This window comes from Pseudomonas sp. P42 (genome assembly GCF_017973755.1).
Taxonomy (GTDB): domain Bacteria; phylum Pseudomonadota; class Gammaproteobacteria; order Pseudomonadales; family Pseudomonadaceae; genus Aquipseudomonas; species Aquipseudomonas iridis.
In genome coordinates, this window is sequence record NZ_JACOPU010000001.1 from 636662 (window position 1) to 662038 (window position 25377).

18 protein-coding genes are annotated in these 25377 nt (G+C 59.2%); 3 read left to right on the forward strand and 15 right to left on the reverse strand.

Features of this window, described 5'->3' with window-relative positions; all coding sequences use genetic code 11:
• Positions 1 to 114 precede the first annotated feature (114 nt).
• From H8B20_RS03085 to H8B20_RS03120, 8 genes are all read right to left on the reverse strand, one after another.
• Positions 115 to 3618, reverse strand: a complete 3504-nt coding sequence (locus tag H8B20_RS03085) for a calcium-binding protein (RefSeq protein ID WP_210622310.1) — start codon at positions 3616 to 3618, stop codon at positions 115 to 117.
• A 201-nt stretch (positions 3619 to 3819) separates the two neighbouring features.
• Positions 3820 to 5772 (reverse strand): hypothetical protein, encoded by a 1953-nt coding sequence (locus tag H8B20_RS03090; protein ID WP_210622311.1) that lies wholly within the window; start codon positions 5770 to 5772, stop codon positions 3820 to 3822.
• Between the two features lie 119 nt (positions 5773 to 5891).
• Complete coding sequence (locus H8B20_RS03095) at positions 5892 to 7556, reverse strand: hypothetical protein (RefSeq protein WP_210622312.1); 1665 nt, start codon at positions 7554 to 7556, stop codon at positions 5892 to 5894.
• A gap of 307 nt (positions 7557 to 7863) precedes the next feature.
• The gene (locus H8B20_RS03100; protein ID WP_210622313.1) at positions 7864 to 11481 is read right to left on the reverse strand and encodes a calcium-binding protein; all 3618 of its coding nucleotides are present in this window, start codon (positions 11479 to 11481) and stop codon (positions 7864 to 7866) included.
• 108 nt (positions 11482 to 11589) lie between these two features.
• The gene (locus H8B20_RS03105; RefSeq protein ID WP_210622314.1) at positions 11590 to 13503 is read right to left on the reverse strand and encodes a hypothetical protein; all 1914 of its coding nucleotides are present in this window, start codon (positions 13501 to 13503) and stop codon (positions 11590 to 11592) included.
• Between the two features lie 497 nt (positions 13504 to 14000).
• A complete protein-coding gene (locus H8B20_RS03110) occupies positions 14001 to 14633 on the reverse strand; it encodes a LysE family translocator (RefSeq protein WP_042558435.1) in 633 nt (210 codons plus the stop codon).
• Positions 14634 to 14720: 87 nt separating this feature from the next.
• Entirely contained in the window at positions 14721 to 16070 is a 1350-nt protein-coding gene (locus H8B20_RS03115) for an NCS2 family permease (protein ID WP_042558436.1), read from the reverse strand.
• 314 nt (positions 16071 to 16384) lie between these two features.
• A complete protein-coding gene (locus H8B20_RS03120; RefSeq protein WP_210622315.1) occupies positions 16385 to 16831 on the reverse strand; it encodes a MarR family winged helix-turn-helix transcriptional regulator in 447 nt (148 codons plus the stop codon).
• Between the two features lie 82 nt (positions 16832 to 16913).
• Between H8B20_RS03120 and H8B20_RS03125 the strand changes: the two genes are divergently transcribed.
• Positions 16914 to 18080, forward strand: a complete 1167-nt coding sequence (locus tag H8B20_RS03125; RefSeq protein ID WP_210622316.1) for an aminotransferase-like domain-containing protein — start codon at positions 16914 to 16916, stop codon at positions 18078 to 18080.
• A gap of 166 nt (positions 18081 to 18246) precedes the next feature.
• Here the strand turns inward: H8B20_RS03125 and H8B20_RS03130 are convergent, their stop codons facing one another.
• From H8B20_RS03130 to H8B20_RS03150, 5 genes are all read right to left on the reverse strand, one after another.
• A complete protein-coding gene (locus tag H8B20_RS03130) occupies positions 18247 to 18618 on the reverse strand; it encodes a glutathione S-transferase N-terminal domain-containing protein (protein ID WP_115148227.1) in 372 nt (123 codons plus the stop codon).
• 103 nt (positions 18619 to 18721) lie between these two features.
• Positions 18722 to 19267 (reverse strand): GTP cyclohydrolase I FolE, encoded by a 546-nt coding sequence (gene folE, locus H8B20_RS03135; RefSeq protein ID WP_003204506.1) that lies wholly within the window; start codon positions 19265 to 19267, stop codon positions 18722 to 18724.
• A 77-nt stretch (positions 19268 to 19344) separates the two neighbouring features.
• Complete coding sequence (locus H8B20_RS03140; RefSeq protein WP_210622317.1) at positions 19345 to 19902, reverse strand: Smr/MutS family protein; 558 nt, start codon at positions 19900 to 19902, stop codon at positions 19345 to 19347.
• Between the two features lie 73 nt (positions 19903 to 19975).
• Positions 19976 to 20296, reverse strand: coding sequence for a hypothetical protein (locus tag H8B20_RS03145; protein ID WP_042558444.1), 321 nt, complete (start codon positions 20294 to 20296; stop codon positions 19976 to 19978).
• A 131-nt stretch (positions 20297 to 20427) separates the two neighbouring features.
• On the reverse strand, positions 20428 to 21018 hold the full coding sequence (locus tag H8B20_RS03150; RefSeq protein WP_008080919.1) for a cysteine hydrolase family protein: 591 nt from the start codon (positions 21016 to 21018) through the stop codon (positions 20428 to 20430).
• 239 nt (positions 21019 to 21257) lie between these two features.
• Here H8B20_RS03150 and prmB point away from each other — a divergent pair, with 239 nt between their 5' ends.
• Complete coding sequence (gene prmB / locus H8B20_RS03155; protein WP_210622318.1) at positions 21258 to 22166, forward strand: 50S ribosomal protein L3 N(5)-glutamine methyltransferase; 909 nt, start codon at positions 21258 to 21260, stop codon at positions 22164 to 22166.
• Positions 22167 to 22267: 101 nt separating this feature from the next.
• Here the strand turns inward: prmB and H8B20_RS03160 are convergent, their stop codons facing one another.
• Both H8B20_RS03160 and H8B20_RS03165 read right to left on the reverse strand, forming a co-directional pair.
• Entirely contained in the window at positions 22268 to 23059 is a 792-nt protein-coding gene (locus tag H8B20_RS03160; protein WP_210622319.1) for a hypothetical protein, read from the reverse strand.
• Between the two features lie 132 nt (positions 23060 to 23191).
• Positions 23192 to 24145: an alpha/beta hydrolase gene (locus H8B20_RS03165; RefSeq protein WP_042562007.1), complete on the reverse strand. Its 954-nt coding sequence runs from the start codon at positions 24143 to 24145 to the stop codon at positions 23192 to 23194.
• 130 nt (positions 24146 to 24275) lie between these two features.
• Between H8B20_RS03165 and aroC the strand changes: the two genes are divergently transcribed.
• Positions 24276 to 25367 carry a chorismate synthase gene (aroC, locus tag H8B20_RS03170; protein ID WP_210622320.1) on the forward strand — a complete coding sequence of 364 codons (1092 nt, stop codon included), beginning with the start codon at positions 24276 to 24278 and terminating at the stop codon, positions 25365 to 25367.
• Positions 25368 to 25377 lie beyond the last annotated feature (10 nt).

The window sequence follows — 25377 nt, forward strand, 5'->3', positions numbered from 1 at the left end:
GCGCATATAGCTTCTTTGGTCTTTCGCCCGCTCACACTGCGGGCTTTTTTTCGTCTGCGAATCGGCCTGCCATGTTCGGTCGCGCGCGCTCAAGGCTCAGACCGGGCAAAGTGCTCATGCCTTCGCCAGTTGGTGCTCGCAGCGATTGAGCACAAGCAAATCTGAATAGCTGATGTCGCGAGACGGGTCGCTGCTCAAGGTCCATTTGCGTTGCGCCATGTTGTACTTCAAGTGGCCTGCGCTGCCATCGGCCATGATCATGTGGCTGACGCGCATTTCCTTGTCGGCAATCCCGGCGAATGCTTCCGGCCAGGGTGATTGGTCATCTTTGGGCGGCTCGAAATATCTCCCGTCCAGACCACCGGGATACACCATGTCAAAGATCAGGTCGACGGTATAAATAATCCCGTGGGCATCGATGACGAAGATCTGGTCCACGAGGTCTTCGCCGCTGTATTCGGGCACATGAATGGTGGTTGAGCCCAGATACAAGCGCGTTCCAAGCAACTCGATGGTGAACTTGCCGAGCTCCCGGGCATCGAGCTCCCACGTGGATGAATAGTCCAGCCTGTGGACGGCATTTGCGAGGCCACCGGGAGTGGACAGGCGGAATATCATTTTTTCGCACAGGTGCACCAGGTAGGTTCCGCCGCTGCCCTCGATGCTGGTGATACGCGATTGCCCAGGAATGTAGGTCAACAGGCTGCAAGAGTTTCTGTCGCCGAGTTCATAAGGTGCCTGTTCAGGCAGCCGGAAGAAGTAGGTGTCGGGTTTCATCTTCAATGGCAGGGCAACGGGGGCGAAGGAGCGCGAGTTGCGTGCGAGACGATACAAGTCTGTTCTCGGCGCCGCAGCCATTTCTTTGGTCAGGGTGACGGTGTGGACCTTGCCGTCCCTGAAGACGAGAGAGTAGCCATGGTTGATCTGGTTATTCACGATCTTCTGCAGCGCGTCTTCCAGCGTCATGGCCTTGTGAGTGGCAAACTTGCTGATCTCCAGAACTTTATCTTCGAAATGGAAATAGTAACTGCAGGTGATGTTGATCTTGTCACTCGGCGATGAATGTTCCCAGTCGATCTCTGTGTCAAAAAAGATGTTCACCGAGGTCAATTCGCTACTGTCGAAATCGAGAAATATACGCGAACCGTAAAGGGCCGCGCTTTGGCCGGAAATGATTGAACTGTGCCGGGTATGACGCTGGACGTAGTAATCGGTGAATGTATTGGCCGGGACATTGCGGGCCAACCGTGCATCGAGGATGGTGACAGGTTCCTGCCCACCTTCACGGGTGACGATTGCCTTGATCTCAACGGATTCGGCTTCAGTAATTTGTTCAGGCAGATCGGGTTTGAGGTGGAACCTGTCCCGAGTGACAACGGTAATTCTGTTATTGATCAACACTCGCACGCCATCTGTCTGTCGGTACACATCGTGGATGTACAGCTTGCTGCGACGAGCGTCATCAAAGTCGAACTTCAATGTGATCTCGAGCGTGGTTTTGACGATTCGCCATGTTTCGATGAGATCCATTCTCCAGTCGAGAACGATCGCGCTTTCTTCAACACCGTCTTCTGTAATTGACAGGTTGTTGGCGGTTTGCGGGAGGTTGTAGATATCCTGTCCCGACCCGCCGAAGGCTGCGGCGCCTTCCTTGTGCAGATGGATCGTGTCGTCACCGTCGCCCGCGTGGATCGTATCCTTTCCTCGCGACACAATGATATCGGCGTCCTTTGAGCCGGTAACGATCGTCGTGCCGTTGCTCAGTGTATGAATCTCGTTGATACGCTCCAGCAGCGCTTTGAAGGAGTACCTGTTGCCCTCTTCGGACGCGGCATCCGGGGTGAAGACATGCAAGGTCCCGGCGGACAGGTCCAGGTCATAGCCGCGGCCCCCAGCCTGCGATGTCTGCGTACCGTCGAACTCCAGCGAATTGCGACCGCCACCCCCTCTGAGGATGGAATGCCGGGTATCGTCGGGGTCAGAGTTGTCGAGCACCTGGGCCGCGTTCTGCATAATGAACCGGTCATTCTCGGCGCCCCCGGTGAGGACTTTCTTGCCGTTCGTGAAGTAGAAAACATTGGGTTTGTTTTCCACGCCTGTGATCGTGTCATTCCCGCCGCCCAGCAGCCACAAAATGTTTTTGCCGTTGTCGGCGCTGCCCAGTTCGGCGCCGGGTGTTTGCGTGGTGACGCCATCCCGCGCGTCTATCAGATCGTCTGCATCGCTGAGGTGCGGGATGTAGACGATTTTCGAGGTTTTCAGACCCCACTGTGTGACGTACTCGCGCCGGGGAAGCAGCGTGACCTCGAATGCACCGTTAACCACCGCCTCCGTGGTGTCTTTCATGGTCTCGTCGAGGTACTTCCTGGCCGTTGTTTTCAATTGGTGAGCATGTTCGGCCCGAGCCTTGGCGCTTTCATAGCGATTGAGAATGTCCTGGTCGGGCTCCATGAATACGAACTTGAACCAGCCGGTACGCCAGCGCTCCTCCAGCGTGAGTTCAATGTAGTCATCGATGTCATCGACCAGGCGCACCGCGCCGTAGATCTGCGCGCCGATGGCCATCATCGCGCCGGCGGCCAGGCCAACCGGACCGGCGAACGAAAATCCTGCCATGGCCGCCGACCCCAGGACTACCGTCATCGCGGCACTGGCGATGTTCAAACCGGCGCCTACATAGTGGTCTGCCGCTTCTTTTCCGGATCGTGCCTCGGCAGACTTCAACTCCCTCACCGCACTCATGATGTCGAAAGGCAAGGTCAGTGCCCCCCCGACGATTCCGCCGGTACGCGACCATCTGAGTCCGGCCCGGGTTTTGGCGAAGTCCTTGAAAGCATTGTTGCCGGCTTCGATCATGCCCTTGCCGATGCGCGTCGTGGCCACGTCGAAAGCGATCGATGCGCCTTCCGTCACCACCCCCAGGCCATTGAAAATGGCCTCGCCTCCATTGTTGACCTGGAGGGCGTCGTGGACTCCGCGCAGGCCCATCAATATGCCGAACAGTTGCAGGCCGACGCTCGCGCCGAGGGTGCCATATTGTCTGATCAGCGCCCAGCGAGGGTAGTTGGCCTTGCCGTCACTGATCAGGCGCAGATCGATCTTCTGGGCTGCATTCAAAAGCTGGATGGTTTTTTTGCGATAGCCACTTTCGTCCAGCGGTGGATTGGCTTCTTCCCTGATGATCGCAAGCGCGTCGGCGGGGCGTGCGATCGCCATTTCGTAGAGAAAGGTTGGAAGCAGGTAGTTGTCGCCGAAGGAGGTGATCTTGATGCGTTTCTCGATTTCGCTGTAATTGAATTGCAGCGAATTGATGAAAGAGCGGCGGGGGTTACGAAACAGCGTGTTATCGCCCGTCAGCGGTTCGCCGTTAACCGTGGCGCCCAGGGCATCGAGTGATCTTCGTGTGATCGAGTAGGCGCCAATCTTCATCGGACCGAATAAAGCGTCGAGGTCTTTTAATTGATTGGGCTTGCGTTGGGTATGGGATGTCTCGTTGTCAGTGGCGGTGTCACGGTCAAAATCAATCGTTGATTCCGTGTAGGGGTTGGCATGATCGCCAAACTCTGTAACAACCACAGCATCCTGCATTGGAAACGGATGTTTCACGGGGCCAGTCATTTGAACTTCCTTGTTCAGTTGCGTTGGGTGTGCGCCGCCATGCTAATTGCAAGTTTTTCAGGTGTATATCGGCGGGAAGTTACCGCCCATTGCGGCAAACTGCTGTCGGTTATTTATTAAAAGGCATGCCAGTTGGAGCAGCATAAGGCTGCTCCAGTTATCTCTGATTCAGTGTTTACCAAGCTTGTTTAAATGAGAGGGTCAACTTTCACGCACGATATAGAGCGCGGGCGACGTACCCGTCAGTTCAATGCCACCCACCAGGTAGATGATTTTCATCTCGCTGACTAGCGTAAGCAGCCTCAGGTACGCCGCCTCGCCCACTACGGCGCGAAATTGCGGGTTGGTAATCTCGAACCCCGGAAGCGTGGCACGGTGCAACAGGTTGTGCGGATCATCCGGAATTTTCAGCACAAACACGGCATCGAGTCCTTCACGGTGAAACACCACGGCGTTCTCGTTGAGTGCCCGACTGCTGGCATACAGGCTGTAGCCATTGTGCTGCAGGACGGTTTTGAACAGGGTCTGCAGGCTGGCGCTGTCAGGGGCCGTCAGATAGGCGCTCCACTCGGGCAGGCGCGAGGGGTCAAAGTTCAGGCGCTGGAACTCGCCGGCAGTGCGGGTCGGGAGTTGGATCCTCCAGTGAGGTGCGGTCGCGCCAAATGTGGTGGGCAGCGTTGGCAGCATCATCAGTGGATCGCTCAGATCGCGACGGGGTGAAAAGGTTTTGGCCCTGTCGCTCCAATGCCGGAAAGTCTGATTGAGTCGCGCCAGTCCGTTGCCGTCAATTGCCCTTTGATAGGCTGCCCGGTCAAATACTTCCCTGGCAATGGCGCTTGCCGAGTCGGGCGCCATGTAATTGAACGAGTTGGCGACTTGCTGCGTCAGCGGTGTCGCGAACGGCATGCGATTTTCCATCACGGCCCAGCCACTCTCGCGCTTGACGGCCCATATCGGTTGCAGCGCAGGTTCTTCCACCAGCATTCGCTCAAATGCGTCAAAACGACCTGGCGAAAATCGTGGGTTTTGCAGATAGACCAGACGTGGATTGGCCTGCAGCGGCTGCGGCACGATCGGATAATGAAGCCCGGCTATTTCTATTGAGGCCTGCGCCGGTTTTTGCGGTTTGCCCCAGTTGCGCCAGTAGCCGGTGGACAGGTTCAATGCGCCGCTGGCATCGAGCAGCAGACGGTCAGCGAACAGGTCCGTATCCGGGGTGAGTCGCTCTTCAGCCTCCAGCCGGGGACGCTTGCTCGGGCCCGGTTCCGGCGAGTCAGGCCTGACAGCGCGCTGATCGACGTCTGGCCGCGAGTGCGCCTGTTCGGCTGTCGTCGCCCGGGGAATTTCTCGCCAGAGTCGGGTGCCTGGAATCTGTTCGACCAGCGGCCCCGAGGGCGTGCGCTCTCCCGCATGGCATTGTTGATAGATGCCATCGGAATTTCTGCGCACCTGGACCGTATTGCTCAGGTTTGAATCTGCCGGTTGCGGGTCTTGCATGTCGACGTACGTGCGTTTTTTTCGGTCAAAGCGAAGTCCCAGGCTCGAGTCGTCCGGATGGGTCAACGTCTCTGCCATTTGCCGTGAAAGGAACAGCGGCGTGGCAGGCCTGGCAGGCGCGCCAGCCGTGGGCGATGAGTCAGAGGGTGGGGCGCGCATCCAGTCTGGCGCCTCGATGCGCCACAGCGCCTGCCCGTCGACTCTTCTGAGCGTCGGGCCGGGCAAATGCGGGGTGGCGAGTAAAGGCACCTGATACTCGCCGACCGCGTTGCGCTCTGCCAGAAAGTAGGTGCCTTCGCCAAGGTGGGCATACGTTCTTGCGTCCTCGCTCGTGAACAGCCCCGGTTCGTTGTCAATGGTGCGCAACGTGGCCACCTGCTCCGGGCGCAACGTAATCATGGCCATGGCTGCCGCCACTCGCTCGGGCGTTGCCCCAGGGAGCGGATTGACGACAACGGCGCTTTCCCGAGGGGTTTCACTGGCGGTGGCTTCGACCGCGTGTTCATCGGTGCCGGGGGCTCGGGTTTGCCTGCTTGATCCCGGCCCGCTCATGACTGCAATGGCATCGGGCCCTTGCGCGGCAGTCGAGCGGGTGGGCAAAGTGGAGCCGTCCGGGGAGGTCGAAGAAGAGGGGATTTTGCGTGGAGGTTTGGCCATGGTTATGTACCGCTGATGATTGAAATCCCATCATCTTCGAAGCGGTTTTTTCACTGGCGGTATCTATATATCGTCCTCAAAAATCGTCACGTCTGCGCCTCCCCGTGTCAGGGCTGACGTCACGCCTCTCTGATGATGAACACACAGTAGCGGCCCAGTCCGTCACTGAGGACACCGCCCTGCAGCCAGACGATTTTGTCCTCCGTCCTGGCTTGCATGAGGGCGGTATAGGCGGGGTCGCCAATCCTTGCCCGCAGCTGCGGATCGGCGAATTCCGTCTCCGGGGAATGGCCCAGCGCAAAAGCGTTGCCGGTGACTTGTCCCACCTTCATGAAATAGACCTTGTCCCGGTTGCTGCCCTGGAAAACCAGCGACGACCAATCCTGAAAGCGGGTGAAGGGCGCCACTTCGTAGCCGCAGCGTCTGAGCACCCCGCTGACCAGCAACCTGAGGCCGGCAAACGTCGAATTGCTGCGGTATTTGGTCCACTCCTCGTGGAAATGCTGCGGGTCGAATGTCAGGCGTTGCAGCGGGCCGTCCACCTCGGGCGGCAGCAGGACGGTGGTTCGGCCACCAATTTGCGCCCGTGGCGCCACTGGCAGCATGTCCACCGGGTCGGCGAACGAAGAAGCCGCGCCCAGTGGCTTGCGCCGCCATTGATCGGTTATCCACTGCAGCTTTAACAGACCGGCGGAGGTGATCGTGCGCGAGTTGTCGGCACGCTCGAACAACATTCTGGCGACGGCTCGGGCAGTGATATCGGAAAACTCGCTGAACATGTCCCTGACCGATTGCGTCAGGGGCTGGGTGAACGATGTCTCGCCGACGCGTACCTTCAATGGCGTATCAGTGCTACGCCAGATCGGCACGGGTTGAAGGGCCGGCGCCTCGCGCAGCATGCGCTCGAACGTCTCGAAATGACTCGGCGAAAAATCCGGATGGCTGAGAAAGTACACGCGTGTGGCGTCGTTCGTCTGGTTGCCTGCCGGCACGATAGGGTAGTGGCGGCCGTTGATGGCAATGGATTCACCGGTTTCCGGCTTGGTTTCCTTGCCCCAGTTTATCCATTGTTCATTCGCCAGCGGCTGTGGCCGTTCTGATCCGTGGGGGCGCGTGCCCGGTTGAGCAATGGCGTCAACGCTGGCGCCATCAGTACTGGCCGAATGTTGACTCGATGCCTGGCCTTCTTCGGCGTTCTGAATGAACCGCCAGATTTTCTGCCCCGCCATTTGCTCCACCATCGGGCCCGTCGGGATGAAGCGGTCAGCGGATTTCTGTTGATAGCTTCCATCCGGATGACGATGAATCATGATGGTGCCTTCGAGTGTATCGACATAGGGCCGGTTGGCAGCGTCGTAACGCAAGCCCTGCGCCGAGTGTTCGCGGGAGGTCAGGGTGGCCGCCAGAAATGGCGGTATGAACCCGAGAGGCTTGGGCCGGGCGTCGTTGCGCGCCACATCTGGGTCGGGTACCGGCTGCGAAGGCAGCCAATCGGCATGCCAGCGGGCTTCGCCTTCGAGTTTTCTGAAACTCAATTCTGCCCCCGGCCGCGTCACTAAAGGACTTCGATATTCGCCATTTGCGCGGCGCTCGACCCACATGTAATTGCGGTCGCCGACGAACGCGTAAATCTGCCCGTCGAAACCTTCGAACAGGCCACTGTCGATCGACACGGGTCGCAGCTCATGGATTTTGTCCTTCGGCCAGTTAGTGGCGCTGATGGCGCCCAGCGTTCGGGCGCGCGACGGATCCGGAATGGCCGTAACGACGACGGCCGATTGCACGTTCGCTCCGCCAGAAGAGGTAGAAGTCGGCGGTGCGGAGGGTGTCGAACTATGAGCATGAGCGGCGCCCATGACGTGAGAGGTTGTGATCGGAACGGGGGGCACTTCCGCACCTGCAACCGGCCTTGAGGCTGGAGAGGCGGGCGGTGTCGTGGTTGCGCTGGTTTTCCTGGGCGGCTTGGCCATAGGTATCTTCCTGAATAAAGGGGGTAGCCATCAGATAGCGAGGCGGTCGGTTTTACGGTGTCATGCGCGCCGCAGAACAAACCGCGCGCCGGACACCGGTTTTCAACGCACTGCCTGAAGGTCAGAGCAGCGCCAGGCAATGTTGCTTCAGCGCCATCAGTTGCTCGGCGGTCACCGGCGGGTCGGCCTGAAGGGCGAACTGCAATAAATCCTGGCAAACCTCAAGCTGGTGGTCGCAACGGTTCAAGACCTGCAGCTGGGTGAACGCGAGCTTGTGCAGCGGCTCGTCTGACGTTGCCCAACTGCGGTCGCGCGGATCAAAAATCGGCTGGGCCAGAGCGTTTTCCCGGACCACGGCATTTTGTACCGCCAGGTGTCGCGCTCGCGCAGGGGTCGCCGCTAACGCGTTGGCGTAGTCGAATTCGGGATCGAAGTAGCGCGCATCAATGTGCTTGACGGAGATCGTTTCGAACTCGATGTAGACGCTGTGCACGATCCCCCCGCGGGTGATGACGTGCACCTGGTCAATCAGATCGTCTGGCTGGCTGTATTGCGGCAGATGAACAATGACGTCGCCGATGCGCAGCAGATGATCGGCGAGGCTGATCTCGACTGCGCCCAGTTGCGTCGCGTCGAGCTCCCATACGGATGAATAAGGCAACTGCGCCGGGGCGTCGGCCAGTGCGCCGGGGGTCGAGATACGCAACGTTATATTGCGCGTCAGGTGCACGAGGTAGGTGGATCCCTCGCCGACGAGGTGCTCGATTGCGCGTTGCCGCGGCAGGCTTTTCAACCCGATGCAGACGTTGCTGGCGCGCAGCTGATGCCCGGGATTGTCTGCAGGCCGATAGAAAGGGTAGGTGCCGGCGCATGGTTTGAGGGGAAGCGCGACGCTGGTTTTCCAGGCGTTGGAGGTGCTGTTGCGAAACGTTTCGTTGGCGAAAAAATCGTCGGCCATGGGCGGTTGTTCGAGCCGCCATGACACGCCGTCGTTCATGACCAGAATGATCGGCTGATTCACCGCCAGGGCCGGTCGAGTCAAGCGCTCACTGATGGCGATAGTGCCGACACTGTGAGAACTGGCGAGGTTTTTGATGAGCAATTCATGTTGGCCGAAGCGCAGGGACAGGCCGCACTCGGTATACATGATGCGGTCGAACGCCAGCTCGGGTTTGATCGTGGCGTTGTAGTACGCCTCGATGCTGGAGATTTCCTGGCTGGCGTAATCCAGGTAGACCATGCTCAGGGCTTTCGGTGAGTGCTCGGTAATGCGCAGCGTGGTGAGGCGTTCGCCTCGGGGAATGTAGTAACGCTCAAGCTTTTTCCGCGGGTCCGTCTGTTCATCTTCGTAGACAATCACCGGGCCGGCTGCGCTGCCCGGTCGGATGATCGTCACCTGCAGAGTGATCGGCCCTGGGGTGTCGAGCGTGGCGGGCAGGTCCGGTACCAAGTGGAAACCATCGCGGGTGATGAACAGCAATTTCGCATTTTGCAGCACGCGTTGCTCGCCGCGCTGTTGGTAGACATCCTTGATCCTGACGATTCGACTCAGGTCGTCATCCAGATCAAACCGCGAGGTGATGACCAGGTGTGCGCCTTCCAGCGTCCAGCTGACAATCAGTTCCTTGCGCCAGTCCAGACCGATGATGCTGTCTTGCGCGCCATCCTCGATGATCGACACATGACCGGCCACGTGAGCAATGCTGTAGGTATCGCTGCCGGCTCCTCCGTGCACTGTGGCATGAGCGCCGAACACATCGATGCGGTCATCGCCCTCGGCGGCCTGGATATCGTCGTCTCCCCACGCCTGGATAATGTTGGCTGCTTGCGTGGCGATGACTTCATTGCTGGCGCCGGCAAGGGTTGTCACATTCTCGATGCTGGTCAGGGACGTGTGCGGCTCGAGTTCTCGCTGATGGGTGGAATCGTCGAGGCTGATCACCGACATCAGCCCTGCCTTGAGGTCTACGTGGTAGCCCAGCCTGCCTGCGCCTGGTTCGGCAATGGCATCGGCCAATGACAATGTGTCGTTGCCTTCACCACCGTCGAGTGCCGATAGCCGACCCTGCGCCGAGGCGTTCTTGAGTTGATTGGCCGCGTCTTTGAACACGAACTGATCGCTGCTGTTGCCCCCGGTCAGCTTCTTGGTGCCGCTCCTGTAATGAAACACGTTGGGTTTGTGTTCGACGCCGCGGATGTCGTCGTCGCCGCCCCCGATAAACCACAACACGCCCTTGTGCTCGCCGGCAGTGCCGAGTGACGCCCCCGGGGTTTGCTCATTTACCCCGCCACGGGCGTCCAGCGTGTCATCGGTGTCATGAATTTGCACACGGCTGACCGTGGCGTCTTCCATGGTTTCCCGCGACCAGTTGTAGAAGCGGATTTGCACCGGGTTCGATTCCGCGACAAAGCTGCCATCGACCACGGCTTCAATCTGCTCTTTGAGCGTTCCGTCGAGCAGTCGTCGCGCGGTGGTTTGCAGCAACCTCGCATGCTCAGCCGTTGCCTTGGCGAGGTCATAACGATTCTGCACCGCGGTGTCGGGGTCGACGCCCCAGAAGGCAAACCAGCCGGTGCGCAGTCGCTCATGGGTGGTGAGTTCGATGTAGTCATCAATGTCATCCACGGCGCGCACTCCGGCCCACACGCGGGCACCGGCCACCAGAAACAGCCCGGCCAGAAGACCCACCGGGCCTGCCGCGGAGAAACCTGCCAACGCCGCGAAGCCCAGCAGCACGGTCATGGCGGCGCTGGTGACGCTCAGGCCGGCCTCGACGTAGTGGTCAACCGCTTGCTTGCCGGTGGCCTTGGACGCTGCATCAAAAGCGTCGACGGCGGCGATGATGTCGAAGGGCAGGGTCAGGACGCTGGCGAGCAATCCGGCCGAGCGTCCGAGCCGTACGCCGATCCGCGTGTGGGCGAAGCCTTTGCAGGCGCTGCGACTGGCTTGAATCATCAGCGTTGCTTTTTTGGCCACGGACACTTCAACCACCATTGAAGCCAGCTCACCGGCGACGCTGGCACCGTTGAATATCGTTTCGTATTCATTTTTGTTGCGGATGGCGTCATGCAGGCCGCGCAGGCCGCTGTAGACGCCAAATGACTGCAGCCCCATGCCCATGCTGGCCATGCCCGCACTCTTCGCGTGATTGACCCAGCCGGACAGGCGTCCGGACGCTTGTCCGGGCAGTTGCGTGTCGCCGATATCGAGCCGTTGCGCAGCGTTCAACAGCTTGCCCAGCGCATGGCGGTATTTGCGCGGATCAGCGAGCGACGGATCGGTTTCCCTGAGCATCGCCGGGGCAGTCAGGGGGCGCATGCTCGCCAGTTCGAACAGCAGCGAAGGCAGCAAATAATCGTCTGCGCCCGTGGTCAATTTCATCTGCGCTTCGATGGCTATCGGGTCTAACTGGAGCTGGTTCAAGAAGGATTGTTTCGGCTCTCGGAAAAAAGTGTTTTTTCCGTTCAGCTGTTCTCCTAGCAGGGTGGCGCCCAGAGCGTCGAGGGATGTCCGGGTGACGGAATAAGGGCCGATGTGTAGCGGGCCGAAGAGCTCGTCGACGATGCGCAACTGCGAGGCTTTGCTGTTGCGCCTGGCCTGCGCAGGCGTGCTCTCGGTGGCGCTGATGTCGAGTGTCGACGGCGTTTTCTGATTGGCGCGCAGGCCAATGTCGGTGACGACGACGGCGTCATCCAGATGGATATTCGTGGAAGACTGAGTGCTAGGCAATTTGAGCATCCTTGTTCATTTTTGCTGGCTGTTGATCGGTCGTTGAAAAAAAGGCAGGGCGGGCGCGCAGCCTTGCAGCGCAGGGGCACGCTGCCAGGCTGGCGTCGCTTACGGATTTCAGCGCTCTCGGATAATGAACACGGACTCAGGCTTCGACCTGACGTTGAGCACGCCGCCCAGAAGCCAGATCAGCTGATTCTTCGCATGGGCCGCCTGTACTGCGGCATACGCTGGCTGGCCAATGCTGGCGGGCAGGACCGGGTCCAGCAATTCGGTGCCGGCCTGGGTATGAAGGGCAATGGCATTCCCCTCGACCACCCCCAGTTTCAAGATGAACACGTCATCGGTGGCTGGACCGCGAAACACCAGCGTGGGCCGTTGATGGTGAGGCGTCAGCGGGAAGACGTCATAACCGGCACGCACCAGCAGGCCACCGGTCAACTGCTTCAAGGCCTGGTTGGAAAGGGTCCTGAGGTAGTAACTCCAGTCTTCGGGAAAACGCTGCGGATCAAAGGTCAGGCCATGCAGTGGCGCGTCCGGCGCGGCGGTCAGCGGTAGCAAGGTTCGCCCGTTATGTTCGACACGCGGGGCCTCTCGCAACATGAGCATGGGATCGCCGAGTGGCGGCACGCCGGAGGTGGCTCGCCAGTTCCACTGCGTCAGTACCTGATAAATATGGTGCAGGCCGGTGGAAGTGATTTGAGCGGAATTGTCAGCGCGTTCGAACAGGGTATTGGCGACCGTCTGTGCCGTCCCTTCGGAGAAATCGGTGAAGCGCTCGGCGACTGATTGCGACAAGGGTTTGTGGAAAAGCTTCTGCGCCGGTCGCACTTCCAGCGGGTCGTTGCTGTAGCGGTAGATGGCTGCCGGCTGGAGGGCCGGCGTCGCTCGCATTACGCGCTCGAATTCGTCGAATCGGCTGATTGGAGATTCGGGGTTTTGCAAAAAAATCATTCGGGGCAAGCGATTGGCAGCCGAGCCTGGTGGCACGATCGCGTAGTCAAATCCGCCCAGCTTTGTGGACGGGCCTGGAGGCGGGCCGTCGTAATGTCCCCACTGCATCCAGTAATAAGGACTTTCAACGGTCTCTCGGGATACTCGCGGTGCGGTGTCCAAGCCTTCAGCCGGTCCGGATGGCTCGGCACTCTCCTCCAGCCGGGGTCGTTTAGCCGGGCGGGTGCCGGTGTCTGTATCAGTGTCGGGCGACTCGTGGATATACAGTCGCGGGCTCTGCGGGGACGATTGCCGTTCGGGGATTCGCCGCCAAAGATCCGTGCCGGGGATGCGCTCCACCGACGGGCCCGAGGCAAACCGCTCGTTGAAGTCGCTGGCCTGATATTCGCCGTCGCTGTTCTTGCGGATCAGCACCGTACCTTCGTCCGCAATATCTGCGTAGGTCCTGCCGGTTTTGTCGTAACGAAGGCCATCCTGCGGCCGTGCGGGCTCCAGCAGTTTCGCCAGTTCGGGGGATAGAAATTCGAACGCTGGCGCAATTTCGCGAGGCGGTGTCTGCGCGGCTTTTCTTACCCAGCCAGGACGCTCGATGCGCCAATGCGGTTCACCGTCGATCCTGGCCAGAATCGGCCCTGGCACGCCGGGCACGAAGGGGAAGGGCACCTGATATTCGCCTTGGCTGTTGCGCTCGACCATTGTCTTGCCCAGGCCTTTCAAATCGGCAAACAGGGTGCCGTCGTTGCTGGTGAACAACCCTGAATTGCCTCTGAATGGAACCAGTTCGTCGAGGCGCTCTTTCGGCCACGTGATCATATTGATCGCCGATTCGACGGTGAGGGTCGCAGCTCGCGCAGGCGATCCCGGAATGTCCGTGATGATGACCGCTGAAGAGTGTGGTGTTTCAATCAGAGTGTCAGGGCTGGCGCGTCGGGCAGCATCAGCATCGGGAGTATTGATAGATAAGTCCGCAAGCTGATTGTGAGCGCGGGTAGCGGCGTTTGAACTGTTCGCCGCTTTACTTGCGCTGGAAGTATTGTCGATGTTTGAGGTGTTGATTTTTTTCGTCGGCTTTAACATTTATACACTTCGGGTTTAATTATTAATGTTGGTTGATAAACAGGTTTGTAGTGTTTGGCGCGCAGGGCGACCACGACACATCGCAACGGGCGTGCGTCGGGTGTTATGCGGTTTGGTAGCGGCGATCGGTCGGGCTGCGCTGGAATACAGGCCGGCCGAGAGCGCTAGGGACAGGGGGATACGGGCGAGCAAATGTCGGCGGCCAAACAAGCGTTGGTTGCCGGGATTTCGGAGTTGGTTTTAATCGTGCGGATGTGTAGACGCTGGGCCATATAGAACTTCCTTGTTCTGGCGTTGATGGTCAGTTGCGCGGCTATATTAGAGAGGGAGTTTGATGGGTGTATATCGAAGTGTTGTTGCCTGGTGTTGCAAATTGCGCGGGATGAAATGATGTAACTTTTTAAACTGATTTAGTTTGATTCATTCACGGTTGTCACTGCTGCAATCCGTGCACACGGATCAACAGCAGTGCCAAACCCGTCACCCGATTGCCGTTCTCAGGAATGGCTGCCAAGCAGGGACGCCGCGCCCGCTCCGCCAAACAATCCTGCGCTGATCCGGTTGAACCAGCTCTGTCCCTTGCCGCTGCGCAGGTATCGAGCTGCACCGTGGGCACTCAATCCGTAGGCCAATTTGCACAGCAGATCCAGCACCGTCCAGGTCGCGATCATGACCAGCAGTTGCGGGAGAAACGCTTGCTCGGCGCTGAGGAACTGCGGGAGGAAGGCCGCAAAGAACAGAATGTCTTTCGGGTTGCTGGCGCCCAGTACGAAGGCGCGACCGAACAAGGCGCGGAATCTGGGAACCGGCGCGGCTTGCGGCACTTCGGTGGCCACCGAGGGCTGACGCGATTGCTGCCAGCTCTGCCAGGCGAGGTAGAACAGATAGATCGCGCCGACGATTTTCAGCGCGCTGAAAAGTTTTTCCGATGCCAGCAGCAGGGCGCCCAGACCCAGCGCAGAAGCACTGAGCAAACAGATCGAGGCAAACACGCCGCCGAGAAACGCCGGGTAGGAACGACGCAAACCGTAATTCAGGCTGTTGCTGATCATCAGCAACGACAGTGGCCCCGGAATAAGGATCACCACCAGCGCAGCGCCGCTGAACAGCAGCCAGGTTTCCAGACTCATCATTTGCTCCTTTTTGTTGTATTCACGAATGTGCAAAAGCCCCACCCGCGAGGGTGAGGCCGTTTTGAAGCCTGAACCGCGTGCCGCTTACAGGAAGATGAACTTGGCGAAGAAGATCGCGCAGAGCACCCACAGGCTGACGGAGATTTCCTTGAACTTGCCGGTGCCGGCCTTCAGCGCCACATAGGTGATGAAGCCCAGCGCAATACCATCGGCGACCGAAAACGTCAGCGGCATCATGATCGCGGTGACGATGGCCGGAATGGCATCGGTGGCTTCATCCCACTCGATGTGGGCCATGCTGCCCATCATCAGCATTGCAACGTAGATCAGTGCACCGGCGGTGGCGTAGGCGGGAATCATGCCGGCCAGCGGTGCAAAAAACATCGCCGCTATAAATAGCACACCTACGGTGACGGCGGTAAGACCAGTCCGACCACCAGCGGCCACGCCAGCGGCACTTTCCACATAACTGGTGACGGGCGGAACACCCACCACGGCGCCGAATACGCTGGAAGCACTGTCGGCTTTCATGGCACGGGAGAGGTTTTCGATGCGGCCGTCAGCGTTCACCAGATTGGCACGCTGGGCAACACCCATCAGAGTGCCGGCGGTGTCAAACATGTGCACGAAGAGGAAAGCGAGGACCACGCTGATCATGCTGACGTTGAATACACCGGCCACATTCATCGCCATCCAGGTCGGTGCCAGGCTTGGCGGGGCGGACATGATGCCTTGATAGTGCACAAGGCCCAGGCCCCAACCGGCCAAGGTGACGGTGATGATGCTGATGAGGATCGCGCCAAATACGCGGTGGTAGCTGAGAATTGCGATCATCAGGAAACAGACCGCGGCGAGCAGTGGGCCAGCTTCATGCAGGGAGCCCAGTTTGAGCAGAGTCGCCGGGCTATCGACAACGATGCCAGCGGTTTTCAAACCGATCAGCCCGAGAAACAAACCGACACCGGCGCCCATCGCGTGGCGCAGGCTGACCGGAATGCTGTTGAGCAGCCATTCGCGAATTCGCGAGAAGGTCAGAATCATGAACAACACACCCGAGACAAACACCGCACCGAGGGCGGTTTCCCAGTTGTAGCCCATGGTGCCGACCACGGTGTAAGTGAAAAATGCGTTGAGGCCCATGCCCGGTGCCAGACCCACCGGCCAGTTGGCATACAGGCCCATTAGCAGGCAGCCCAGTGCAGCGGCGATACAGGTGGCGACGAAGGCGGCGCCGTGGTCAATCCCGGCATCGGCCATGATGTTGGGGTTGACGAAAATGATGTAAGCCATGGTGATGAAGGTTGTCAGACCGGCAATCAGCTCGGTCTTCACCGTGGTGCCATGCAAGCTGAGTTTAAACAGGCGCTCAAGCAAGCCATTGCGTAACGGCGGCGAGAGATCCAGCGTCGATGCTTCGGATTTGCGGCTTTCCACAGCGAGTACTCCTCAAGAGTTTTATTGTTATTTCCAGGGCCGGACCCATGAGGGGTGGCAGCGACCCTTTGAGGCATACGCGAATTTGTTGACCATGCGGTCAGGAACTCGCACGCTGTGGATTATGCTTTTGTGTACAAATAAAGCAAATATTGTTTTTGATTTTGTTTACGAGAAGTCCGTCGATAGGGATATATCGACTTTTTCGACCTCATCGCAGGCAAGTCAGCTCCCGCGATGATCGGGGTTTACACAAATGTGCAAACGACTCCAACCCTGTGGGAGCTGGCTTGCCAGCGATGAGGCCAGAACAGTCAATCGAAAGCCGCCCGACTGTCCCCCAACGCCAGATTCACCGCCAACCAGCCATTCACCGCAGCCTCCCCAGCCTCGGCAAACACCCGCTCCAGTAACTTCACCTGCTCACGCCGTAACGCCTGTTCAAACTTCGCGCCTTCGGCGGTCAACGCCAGCAGGCGCTTACGCTTATCCGTCTCGGACGCGACGCTGTCCACCAGGTGCATTTCCTGCAACTGGCGCAACGGCATGTTCAGCGCCTGCTTGCTCACGCCCAGCAAGGCCAGCAGTTCCTTGACGCTCAGATTCGGGTAGCGGGCGATGAAAAACACAATGCGCTGATGCACCCGTGACAAGCCTCGGCGCTCGAGCATTTCGTCAGCCTTGGCGGTGAACGCCTGATAACCGAAAAAAAACGCTTCCATGGCCTGCTGCTGACTGCTGGGGTTTTTAAGGTCAATCATGTTGACGTACTCGCTCAAGCTGTCGTAGTTTCAGTCAACAAGTTTGACTCATTTTTCACACGCCTTGCTACCGGTGACCTCCATGGTTTTTTCCGAACGTGTCTCGCGCCTTAAAAGTTCTCTGATCCGTGAAATCCTCGCCGCAGCCCAGCGCCCGGAAGTGATGTCGTTCGCCGGCGGCCTGCCGGCAGAAGCGATGTTGCCGAAAGTCGAATGGGCCGACATGCCCCTGTCGCTCGGTCAGTACGGTATGAGCGAGGGAGAGCCAGCATTGCGTGAAGCCTTGGCGGCAGAGGCGAGGGCGTTGGGGCTGGCTTGCGACGCAAGTCAGGTGCTGGTGGTCAGCGGCTCACAGCAAACGCTGGATCTGGCGGCAAAGCTGTACATCGACAAAGGCACCGAGATTCTGCTGGAGGCGCCGACTTACCTGGCGGCATTGCAGATCTTCCAGCTGTTCGGCGCTGATTGCCTGACTGTGCAGCAGGAGGCCGACGGCCCGAACCTTGCGCAACTGCGCACTCGCCTGGAACAGCATCGTCCGGCGTTCATCTACCTGATCCCGACGTTCCAGAACCCGTCTGCCGTGCGCTACAGCGAAGCCAAACGCGCAGCGGTCGCCGCTTTGCTCGACGAATTCGGCGTGACCCTGATCGAAGACGAGCCGTACCGCGAACTGACGTTCGACGGCGGCAGCGCCAAGCCGATCGCCGCACGCCTGAAGACCTCCAGCTGGATCTACACCGGCACCGTGTCGAAAACGCTCCTGCCGGGTTTGCGCGTCGGCTACCTGATCGCCAGCCCCGACCTGTTCCCGCATCTGCTCAAGCTCAAGCAATCAGCGGACCTGCACACCAATCGCATCGGCCAGTGGCAGGCGTTGCAGTGGATCGGCAGCGAGAAATATCAGCAGCATTTAAGTGAGTTGCGCGGCTTCTACCGTGAGCGTCGCGATGGCTTTCAAGCGGCGCTGCAAATGCACTTTGCCGATCTGGCCGACTGGGATGTGCCGCAGGGTGGGCTGTTTTTCTGGCTGACGTTGAAACAGCCGCTGGACACGCGCACGTTGCTCAACCAAGCGTTAGCCAATGATGTGGCGTTTATGCCGGGCGAGCCGTTCTTCCCGGAGCCGGACAACCATCATGGGCATTTGCGCTTGAATTTCAGCCACATCGATCCGGCGCGACTGGATGAAGGGCTGAAGCGATTGGCGGCGGTGGTGCGCCAGGCGCAGATAGAAAAAGCGGCCTGAAAAACAAATAAACCGGCTCGAGGGCCGGTTTATTTTTGTCTGAAGTTTGCGGTGTCTTAACTTGCCCCATCGCTGGCAAGCCAGCTCCCACAGTGATACGTGGCGTTCACAGAACCTGTGGGAGCTGGCTTGCCAGCGATGAGGCCATCAGCGACACCAAAATCCATCAGACCGCTGCAAACCGCTTGTCCAGATAATCAATAATCACTTTGGACTCATACATCCAGGTCGTCTGCCCATTCTCTTCAATGCGCAGGCACGGCACTTTGATCCGGCCGCCCTGTTCCAGCAGCGTCTGGCGATCCTGCTCGTTGTTCTTCGCATCCTTCAACGCCACCGGCACGTTCAAACGACGCAGGGTGCGACGGGTTTTTACACAGAACGGGCAGGCGTGGAATTGATACAGGGTCAGGTCTTTGGCCGCCGCATCGACTTGCGCCTGAGCAGCGGCAGGGCGCTGTTTCTTGCCTGGACGGGTGATGAAGTCGACGAAAATAACCAGTTGGCCGAGGCCGACACGAAGCGCTTTGACGAACACGTTGAAAGCCTCACGGTGCACATAGAGAAAGGCGCGCAGCTTACCCGATTTTTCACGGGCGAAAAAAAACCGGCGATCAACGCCGGTTTTTTTGTGTGACGAATTACTTGATCAGGCTGAGGAATTCGCTGCGAGTCGCTGCGTTTTCACGGAACTCACCGAGCATCACCGAAGTGATCATCGACGAATTCTGTTTCTCGACACCGCGCATCATCATGCACATGTGCTTGGCCTCGATCACCACTGCAACGCCCAGGGCGCCTGTGACTTGCTGCACCGCGTCGGCGATCTGGCGGCTGAGGTTTTCCTGAATCTGCAGGCGACGGGCGTACATGTCGACAATGCGCGCAACCTTCGACAGGCCCAGCACTTTGCCGCTCGGGATATACGCGACGTGAGCCTTGCCGATAAACGGCAGCAAGTGATGTTCGCACAGCGAGTACAACTCGATGTCCTTGACCAGCACCATTTCGCTGTTGTCGGAGCTGAAGAGGGCACCGTTGGTGACCTCTTCAAGCGTCTGTTCGTAACCGCGGCAGAGGTACTGCATGGCTTTGGCGGCACGCTTTGGCGTGTCGAGCAGGCCCTCGCGGGAGACGTCCTCGCCCAATTGGCCGAGAATCGCGGTGTAATTCTGTTCCAGGGACATGAAACTACCTGTGGGGATTTTCGCAAAGAGCAAGGGTACGGTGGCGGACACGCCCCTGCAAGTTCGGTGTAACGCGATTATTCGTCGCGGCCTTCCATCATGGTGCGTTTGAGCATCACGTAAACCGCGCCGGCGCCGCCATGTTTGGCCTGGCACGAGCAGAAACCCAGCACTTGCGCGTGCTGGCGCAACCAGGTGTTGACGTGGCTTTTGATCATCGGCCGCTTGCCGTCCAGCCGCACAGCCTTGCCGTGGGTGACGCGCACGCAGCGAATTTCGAATTTGGTCGCCTCGGCGACAAACGCCCATAGGGTTTCCCGGGCCTTTTCCACGTTCATGCCGTGCAGGTCGAGGCTGCCTTCGAACGGGATCTGCCCGATCTTGAGCTTGCGCATCTGACTTTCCTGAACCCCGTCCCGGGACCACATCAACTCGTCTTCCGGACCTACATCGATCACGAACTGATCCGACAGACCGTCAACGGTCGCCTGGTCGGTGCGCACGGTAGCCGACTGGCGCAGCTTGGCGATCTGTGCGCGGTCAGTCTTGGGTTTGCCGGTGTCGGCGCGATCGTGCTTGATCGGCTTGACGCCGCGCAGCTCGTTTTTGAACAGGGAAAAATCGTCGTCTTGCATGTCAGCCTCCGCGAAGGGCGGCCAGTTTACCCAAGTCGAAACAAAACGGCCCGGCAAAAAGCCAGGCCGTCGATCAGTCGTGTTTTTTCATCAGGTGCGGGGACATGTTCAGTTCCCTCGATTGCCGTGCGCGACGGCGGCAGCGACGCCACAGGGCGACACCGAAATACAGAAACAGCAAACCGACCGCCAGAATGATCGCCGAGCCCATGGGCGTGGCGTTCAAGTCACCGAGCGCCGGCGGGCGTCCCAGCAGGCTGGCAGCACCGGCCATCGCCAGCAGCACGCCAAACGTCGCCAGAATGGCGGCGAATGCTGCACCGAAACGAAAACGCCAGTTGCTTTGGCCCTTGGGCCGCAAGCGGCGTGCGTCAAATCCATCGGATAACTTCATTCCGACCTTCCTCAATGGGTATCGGCCCTTCGACCGGGAGTTGACCGGGTTGTTCCTGAGGCTATGGCATTTGCGGCAAATGAGAGGCTTTTGCGGATGAGCGGCGGCATGAACCGCTCATCAAGCGGCGATCAGATCAGGTCTTGAGTCAAGGCGAGGGTGGCGAAGTTGTCGGCCATGATCGCCATTTCCGCCTCCTGCACGCGTTCGGCGCTCAGTACACGGCCCTTGAAGGGCAAGTCACGGGTGGCGCAGGCATCTTCAACCAGGGTGCAGCGGAAACCCAGGTTCTTCGCTGCACGCACGGTGGTACTGACGCTGGAATGGCTCATGAAGCCGCAAACGATCAGGTCCAGCGAGCCAAGGTTTTGCAGGCGATCGAGCAATTCGGTGCCGTGAAATGCGCTCGGCAGCAGTTTGCCGATGATGGTTTCGTCACCTTGCGGCTCAAGGCCGGGGATGAATTCGCCGCGTTCGCCTTGCGGGTCGAACAGGCCACCAACGGTGCCAAGGTGGCGCACGTGCACGATAGGCCGACCGGCTGCACGGGCGGCGGCGACCACTTGTTTGATGTTTGCGACGGCCGCGTCCATGCCGCTCAGGGCCAGCGGGCCACTGAGATATTCTTTCTGGGCATCGATGATGACCACGGTCGCATGGCTCAGTGTGGCCGCTGCGTAACCGCGACCGCTGAGTTGAAACATCGTTTTTGGAACGGACATTCTGGGGCTCCTTGGGGTGGGGCTTTTGCGGCATTGTCCTCTGGCTGAGCGGTTCTGTGAATCGCTACCATCGTAGGCACCGTCGTTATTGGCCTGCAGCCTTGTCAAGTTACACGTTCTGTTCAATAGCTGATAAGAAAAACAGAACAGTCCTACGGTCGGCCCGGTGTTTTTCCTGCGTCGTCGCGAGGCGTTTTGGCTGGTAGAATCCCCAGTCGTTTTTTCTGGAGTTCTGCCCCGTGATCACTTCCCGACTTCGTACCCTGCGCGACCATATCCGTTGGGCCGTCAGCCGCTTCCATGGGGAGGATCTGTTTTTCGGCCATGGCACCGACAACGCGTGGGATGAAGCCCGCCAGTTGGTGCTGGGCGCTTTGCACCTGCCGTGGGAAATCGCCGACAGCTATCTGGACTGCGCGCTGGAGGACGATGAACTGGTTAATCTGCAACGCCTGCTCAAACGCCGCATCGAAGAACGCATTCCAACCGCATACCTGTTGGGTGAAGCGTGGTTCTGCGGCATGTCCTTCATTGTCGATGAGCGTGTGTTGATTCCGCGTTCGCCGATTGGCGAGCTGATCGAAAACCGTTTTGCGCCGTGGTTCGGCGACGAGCCGGCGCGAATTCTTGACCTGTGCACCGGTTCCGGTTGCATCGGTATCGCTTGCGCTTACGAGTTCCAGAACGCTGAAGTCGTGCTGGCAGACCTGTCGTTCGAAGCGCTGGAGGTGGCCAATCAGAACATCGAGCGTCACGGCGTCGATGAGCGCGTGTACACGGTGCAGGGCGATGGCTTTGATGGATTGCCGGGTCAGCGTTTCGACCTGATCGTGTCGAACCCGCCTTACGTGGATGCCGAAGATTTCGCCGACATGCCGGACGAATATCAACACGAACCGGAGTTGGGCCTGGCCTGCGGTGATGACGGTCTGAACCTGGTACGACGGATGCTCGCCGAAGCGGCGGATCATTTGACCGAGAAGGGTTTGCTGATTGTTGAAGTCGGCAATAGCCAGGTGCACGTTGAGGCGCTGTACCCGGAAGTCGATTTTGCCTGGCTGGAATTCGCGCGCGGCGGGCATGGCGTGTTCATGCTGACCGCGGAGCAGTGCCGCGATCATCAGGCGCTGTTCGCTTCCCGCGTTTAACCCGCTAAAAGCTTCCCGAGCAGGCTCGCTCCCACCTTTGGAATGCATTTTCCTGTGGGAGCGAGCCTGCTCGCGAATGGCCGCACCGCGGTATCAAGCCATCAGCGATGTGTCGCAATCCAGATCAACAACCCCGCCTGAAACACCGCAAACGCCACCAGACAAGTAATGGTGAACCGCAGCCCGGCGTCTTCGCGCTTGAACTTGCTGACCTTGTCTTCCTGCTTTTTGAGCTTCACTTCCTGCTCGGCCAGATTCTGCTCAGCCTGTTGAAGCATCTGCGCCGCTTCAAGAATTTCGACGACTTGCAGCTTTTCGCTGTTCCAGTCACCGAGCAAGTCTGCGACCTGCAACTCCTTGACGCTGCCCTTCAAATGCTGCGCATCGGCGTACGCCACGTCAAAACCATGCACGCGCAGGAAATGATCGCGACGCAGGCGAGTGTCCTCGTTCAACGCGTCCTTGTTGTTCAAGTCCATGCCATCGACGGTGTAGGTGGGCCAGCGTTTTTTCGCCCAGTTGATGCCTTGCGCAGCGACGAAACGGCCGATGCCACGGTTCAACGGTTCGATCTGCAAGCCGCTGTCCGGGCCAAAATGCACACGCTTGGTGGTGTGATTGACCCATACGTCGAGGTGATTCTGTTCTTTGCGCACGCGCTGGCCAGGCAGTTTGATCGCCATGCGCATCAGGCTTTGCTCTTTGCTGTTGCGCTCGGCGTAACCGAATTCGACAAAGCGCAGCGGCCGGCCACCGGTGTGGCGATCAGTCTGTAGCGGGGCCAGGCGGAGCATCTTGTGGTGCTCGGCGTGGACATCCGCCCACGGCAGCTCGACCGCTGGCGGTACGTCTTTTTCAGCGGTGGTGTCGGGTGAAGTCTGCGTATCAGTCATAACGGCGAGATCCTGTCCAAGCCCTGCTTGTCCCCAGCGATTGCGCTGGCGACAAAGGCTTATCGGCCGTTTTCTGCAGGACTGGAGGGGTATCAGGCTGGAAAACTGCCTGAAACGCCCCCCAGTTGAGGCTTAACGGGCGCGAAGTCCGTCAATAAAGTCGATGATTTGCGAGCCGAGTTCTGCCGCCAGTGGCAAATTCGGGTCCTTGTAGGAGGCCAGTTGGCGCTTCATGTCGTTGTGCACGATGCGCAAGACATGGTTCATGCCTTCGATCACCACCAGTTTGGCGTCCGGTTTGGCAGCCTTGAGCAATTTCGCGTCTTCGGTACCGACCTGCATGTCATTGCTGCCCTGGACAATCAGCGCCGGCATTGGCAATTGCGCGAACGCTTTCGCGGGATCCTGACGGAACAGCGAAATCAGATACGGCTGCACGCTCGGACGGAATATCACTTGCAGTTGTGCCGGTACGTTGTCATCGACGTGACCGGCCTTGAGGCTGTCGAGCAGTTCATTGCTGCGCATCATCAGGGGCGGCGGCAGGCTGCGGGCCAGCTGTTCACGAATCACCTGATCGACCGGGCGGGCACTGCCGGACAAGGAAATCACCGCTGCCGCGTCTACCTTTGGCGCAGCGAGGGTGGCGATCAGCGCGCCTTCACTGTGACCGAGCAGAATCAGTTGACCGAAACGCGGATCCGCCTTGAGCTTTTGTCCCCACGCCACCGCGTCGGCCGCGTAGGCCTCGACTGACAGATTGCGCTCATCCGGGGTCGCGGCCAGGCTCGCGGCCACGCCGCGCTTGTCGTAACGCACGCTGGCGATGTTGTGTTTCGCCAGCACCCATGCCAGCCGTTTGAGACTGTCGTTGCGCCCGCCGTCGGGGTTGTTTCCGTCACGATCCGTAGGACCTGAGCCAGAAATGATCAGGACAACCGGTACAGGCTTGTCGGATTTTGGCAGCAACAGCGAGCCGAAAAGTTCGCCGCTGCCGGTGTCCAGAGACATCGGGCGCTGTAGGACAGTCGCCTGGGCAAAGCCAGTAAATAGGGTAAGACTCAAGATCAGAACTCGCAGCATCATCACGCCATCATTCGCCAAGATGCCGGTTGGACTCGCCAGCACCACTAAGGTTCGAGGATGAACTACTCGGTTAGCCTGCGTATACTGGCGCGCATCACGAATTTGGGTTTGATTTCACGGAGCGTCCTGCATGTCCGGCAATACCTACGGCAAGTTGTTCTCTGTCACCACCGCTGGCGAAAGCCATGGTCCGGCGTTGGTCGCCATTGTCGACGGCTGCCCGCCGGGCCTGGAGATTTCTGTCGAAGACTTGCAGCGCGACCTTGATCGCCGCAAGCCCGGCACCAGCCGCCACACCACCCAGCGCCAAGAGCCCGACGAAGTCGAAATCCTTTCCGGCGTGTTCGAGGGGCGCACCACCGGTTGCTCGATTGGCCTGCTGATCCGCAACACCGACCAGAAGTCCAAGGACTACTCGGCGATCAAGGATCTGTTCCGCCCGGCCCACGCCGATTACACCTACCACCACAAATACGGCGAGCGCGATTACCGTGGCGGTGGCCGCAGCTCGGCGCGCGAAACTGCGATGCGCGTGGCGGCGGGGGCGATTGCGAAGAAATTCCTCGCCACTCAGGGCATCGTCATTCGTGGCTACATGAGTCAGCTCGGCCCGATCGAAATCCCGTTCAAGACCTGGGATTCGGTTGAGGAGAACGCTTTCTTCAGCCCCGACCCGGATAAAGTCCCCGAGCTGGAAGCCTACATGGACCAGTTGCGCCGTGATCAGGACTCGGTCGGAGCGAAAATCACCGTGGTCGCTGAAGGTGTGATGCCGGGTCTGGGCGAGCCGATTTTCGATCGTCTCGACGCCGAACTGGCCCACGCGCTGATGAGCATCAATGCGGTCAAAGGCGTGGAAATCGGCGCCGGTTTCGCCTGCGTTGCCCAGCGCGGCACCGAGCATCGTGATGAAATGACACCGCAAGGTTTCCTCAGCAACAACGCTGGCGGCATCCTCGGCGGTATCTCGTCCGGTCAGCCGATCGTTGCGCATCTGGCGTTGAAGCCAACGTCGAGCATCACCACCCCGGGCCGTTCGATTGATGTCGATGGCAACCCGGTCGATGTCATCACCAAGGGCCGTCATGACCCGTGCGTGGGGATCCGCGCCACGCCGATTGCCGAGGCGATGATGGCCATCGTGCTGATGGATCACCTGTTGCGTCACCGTGGGCAGAACGCCGATGTGCGCGTGAGCACGCCGGTGCTGCGTCAGCTTTGATGGCAGATAT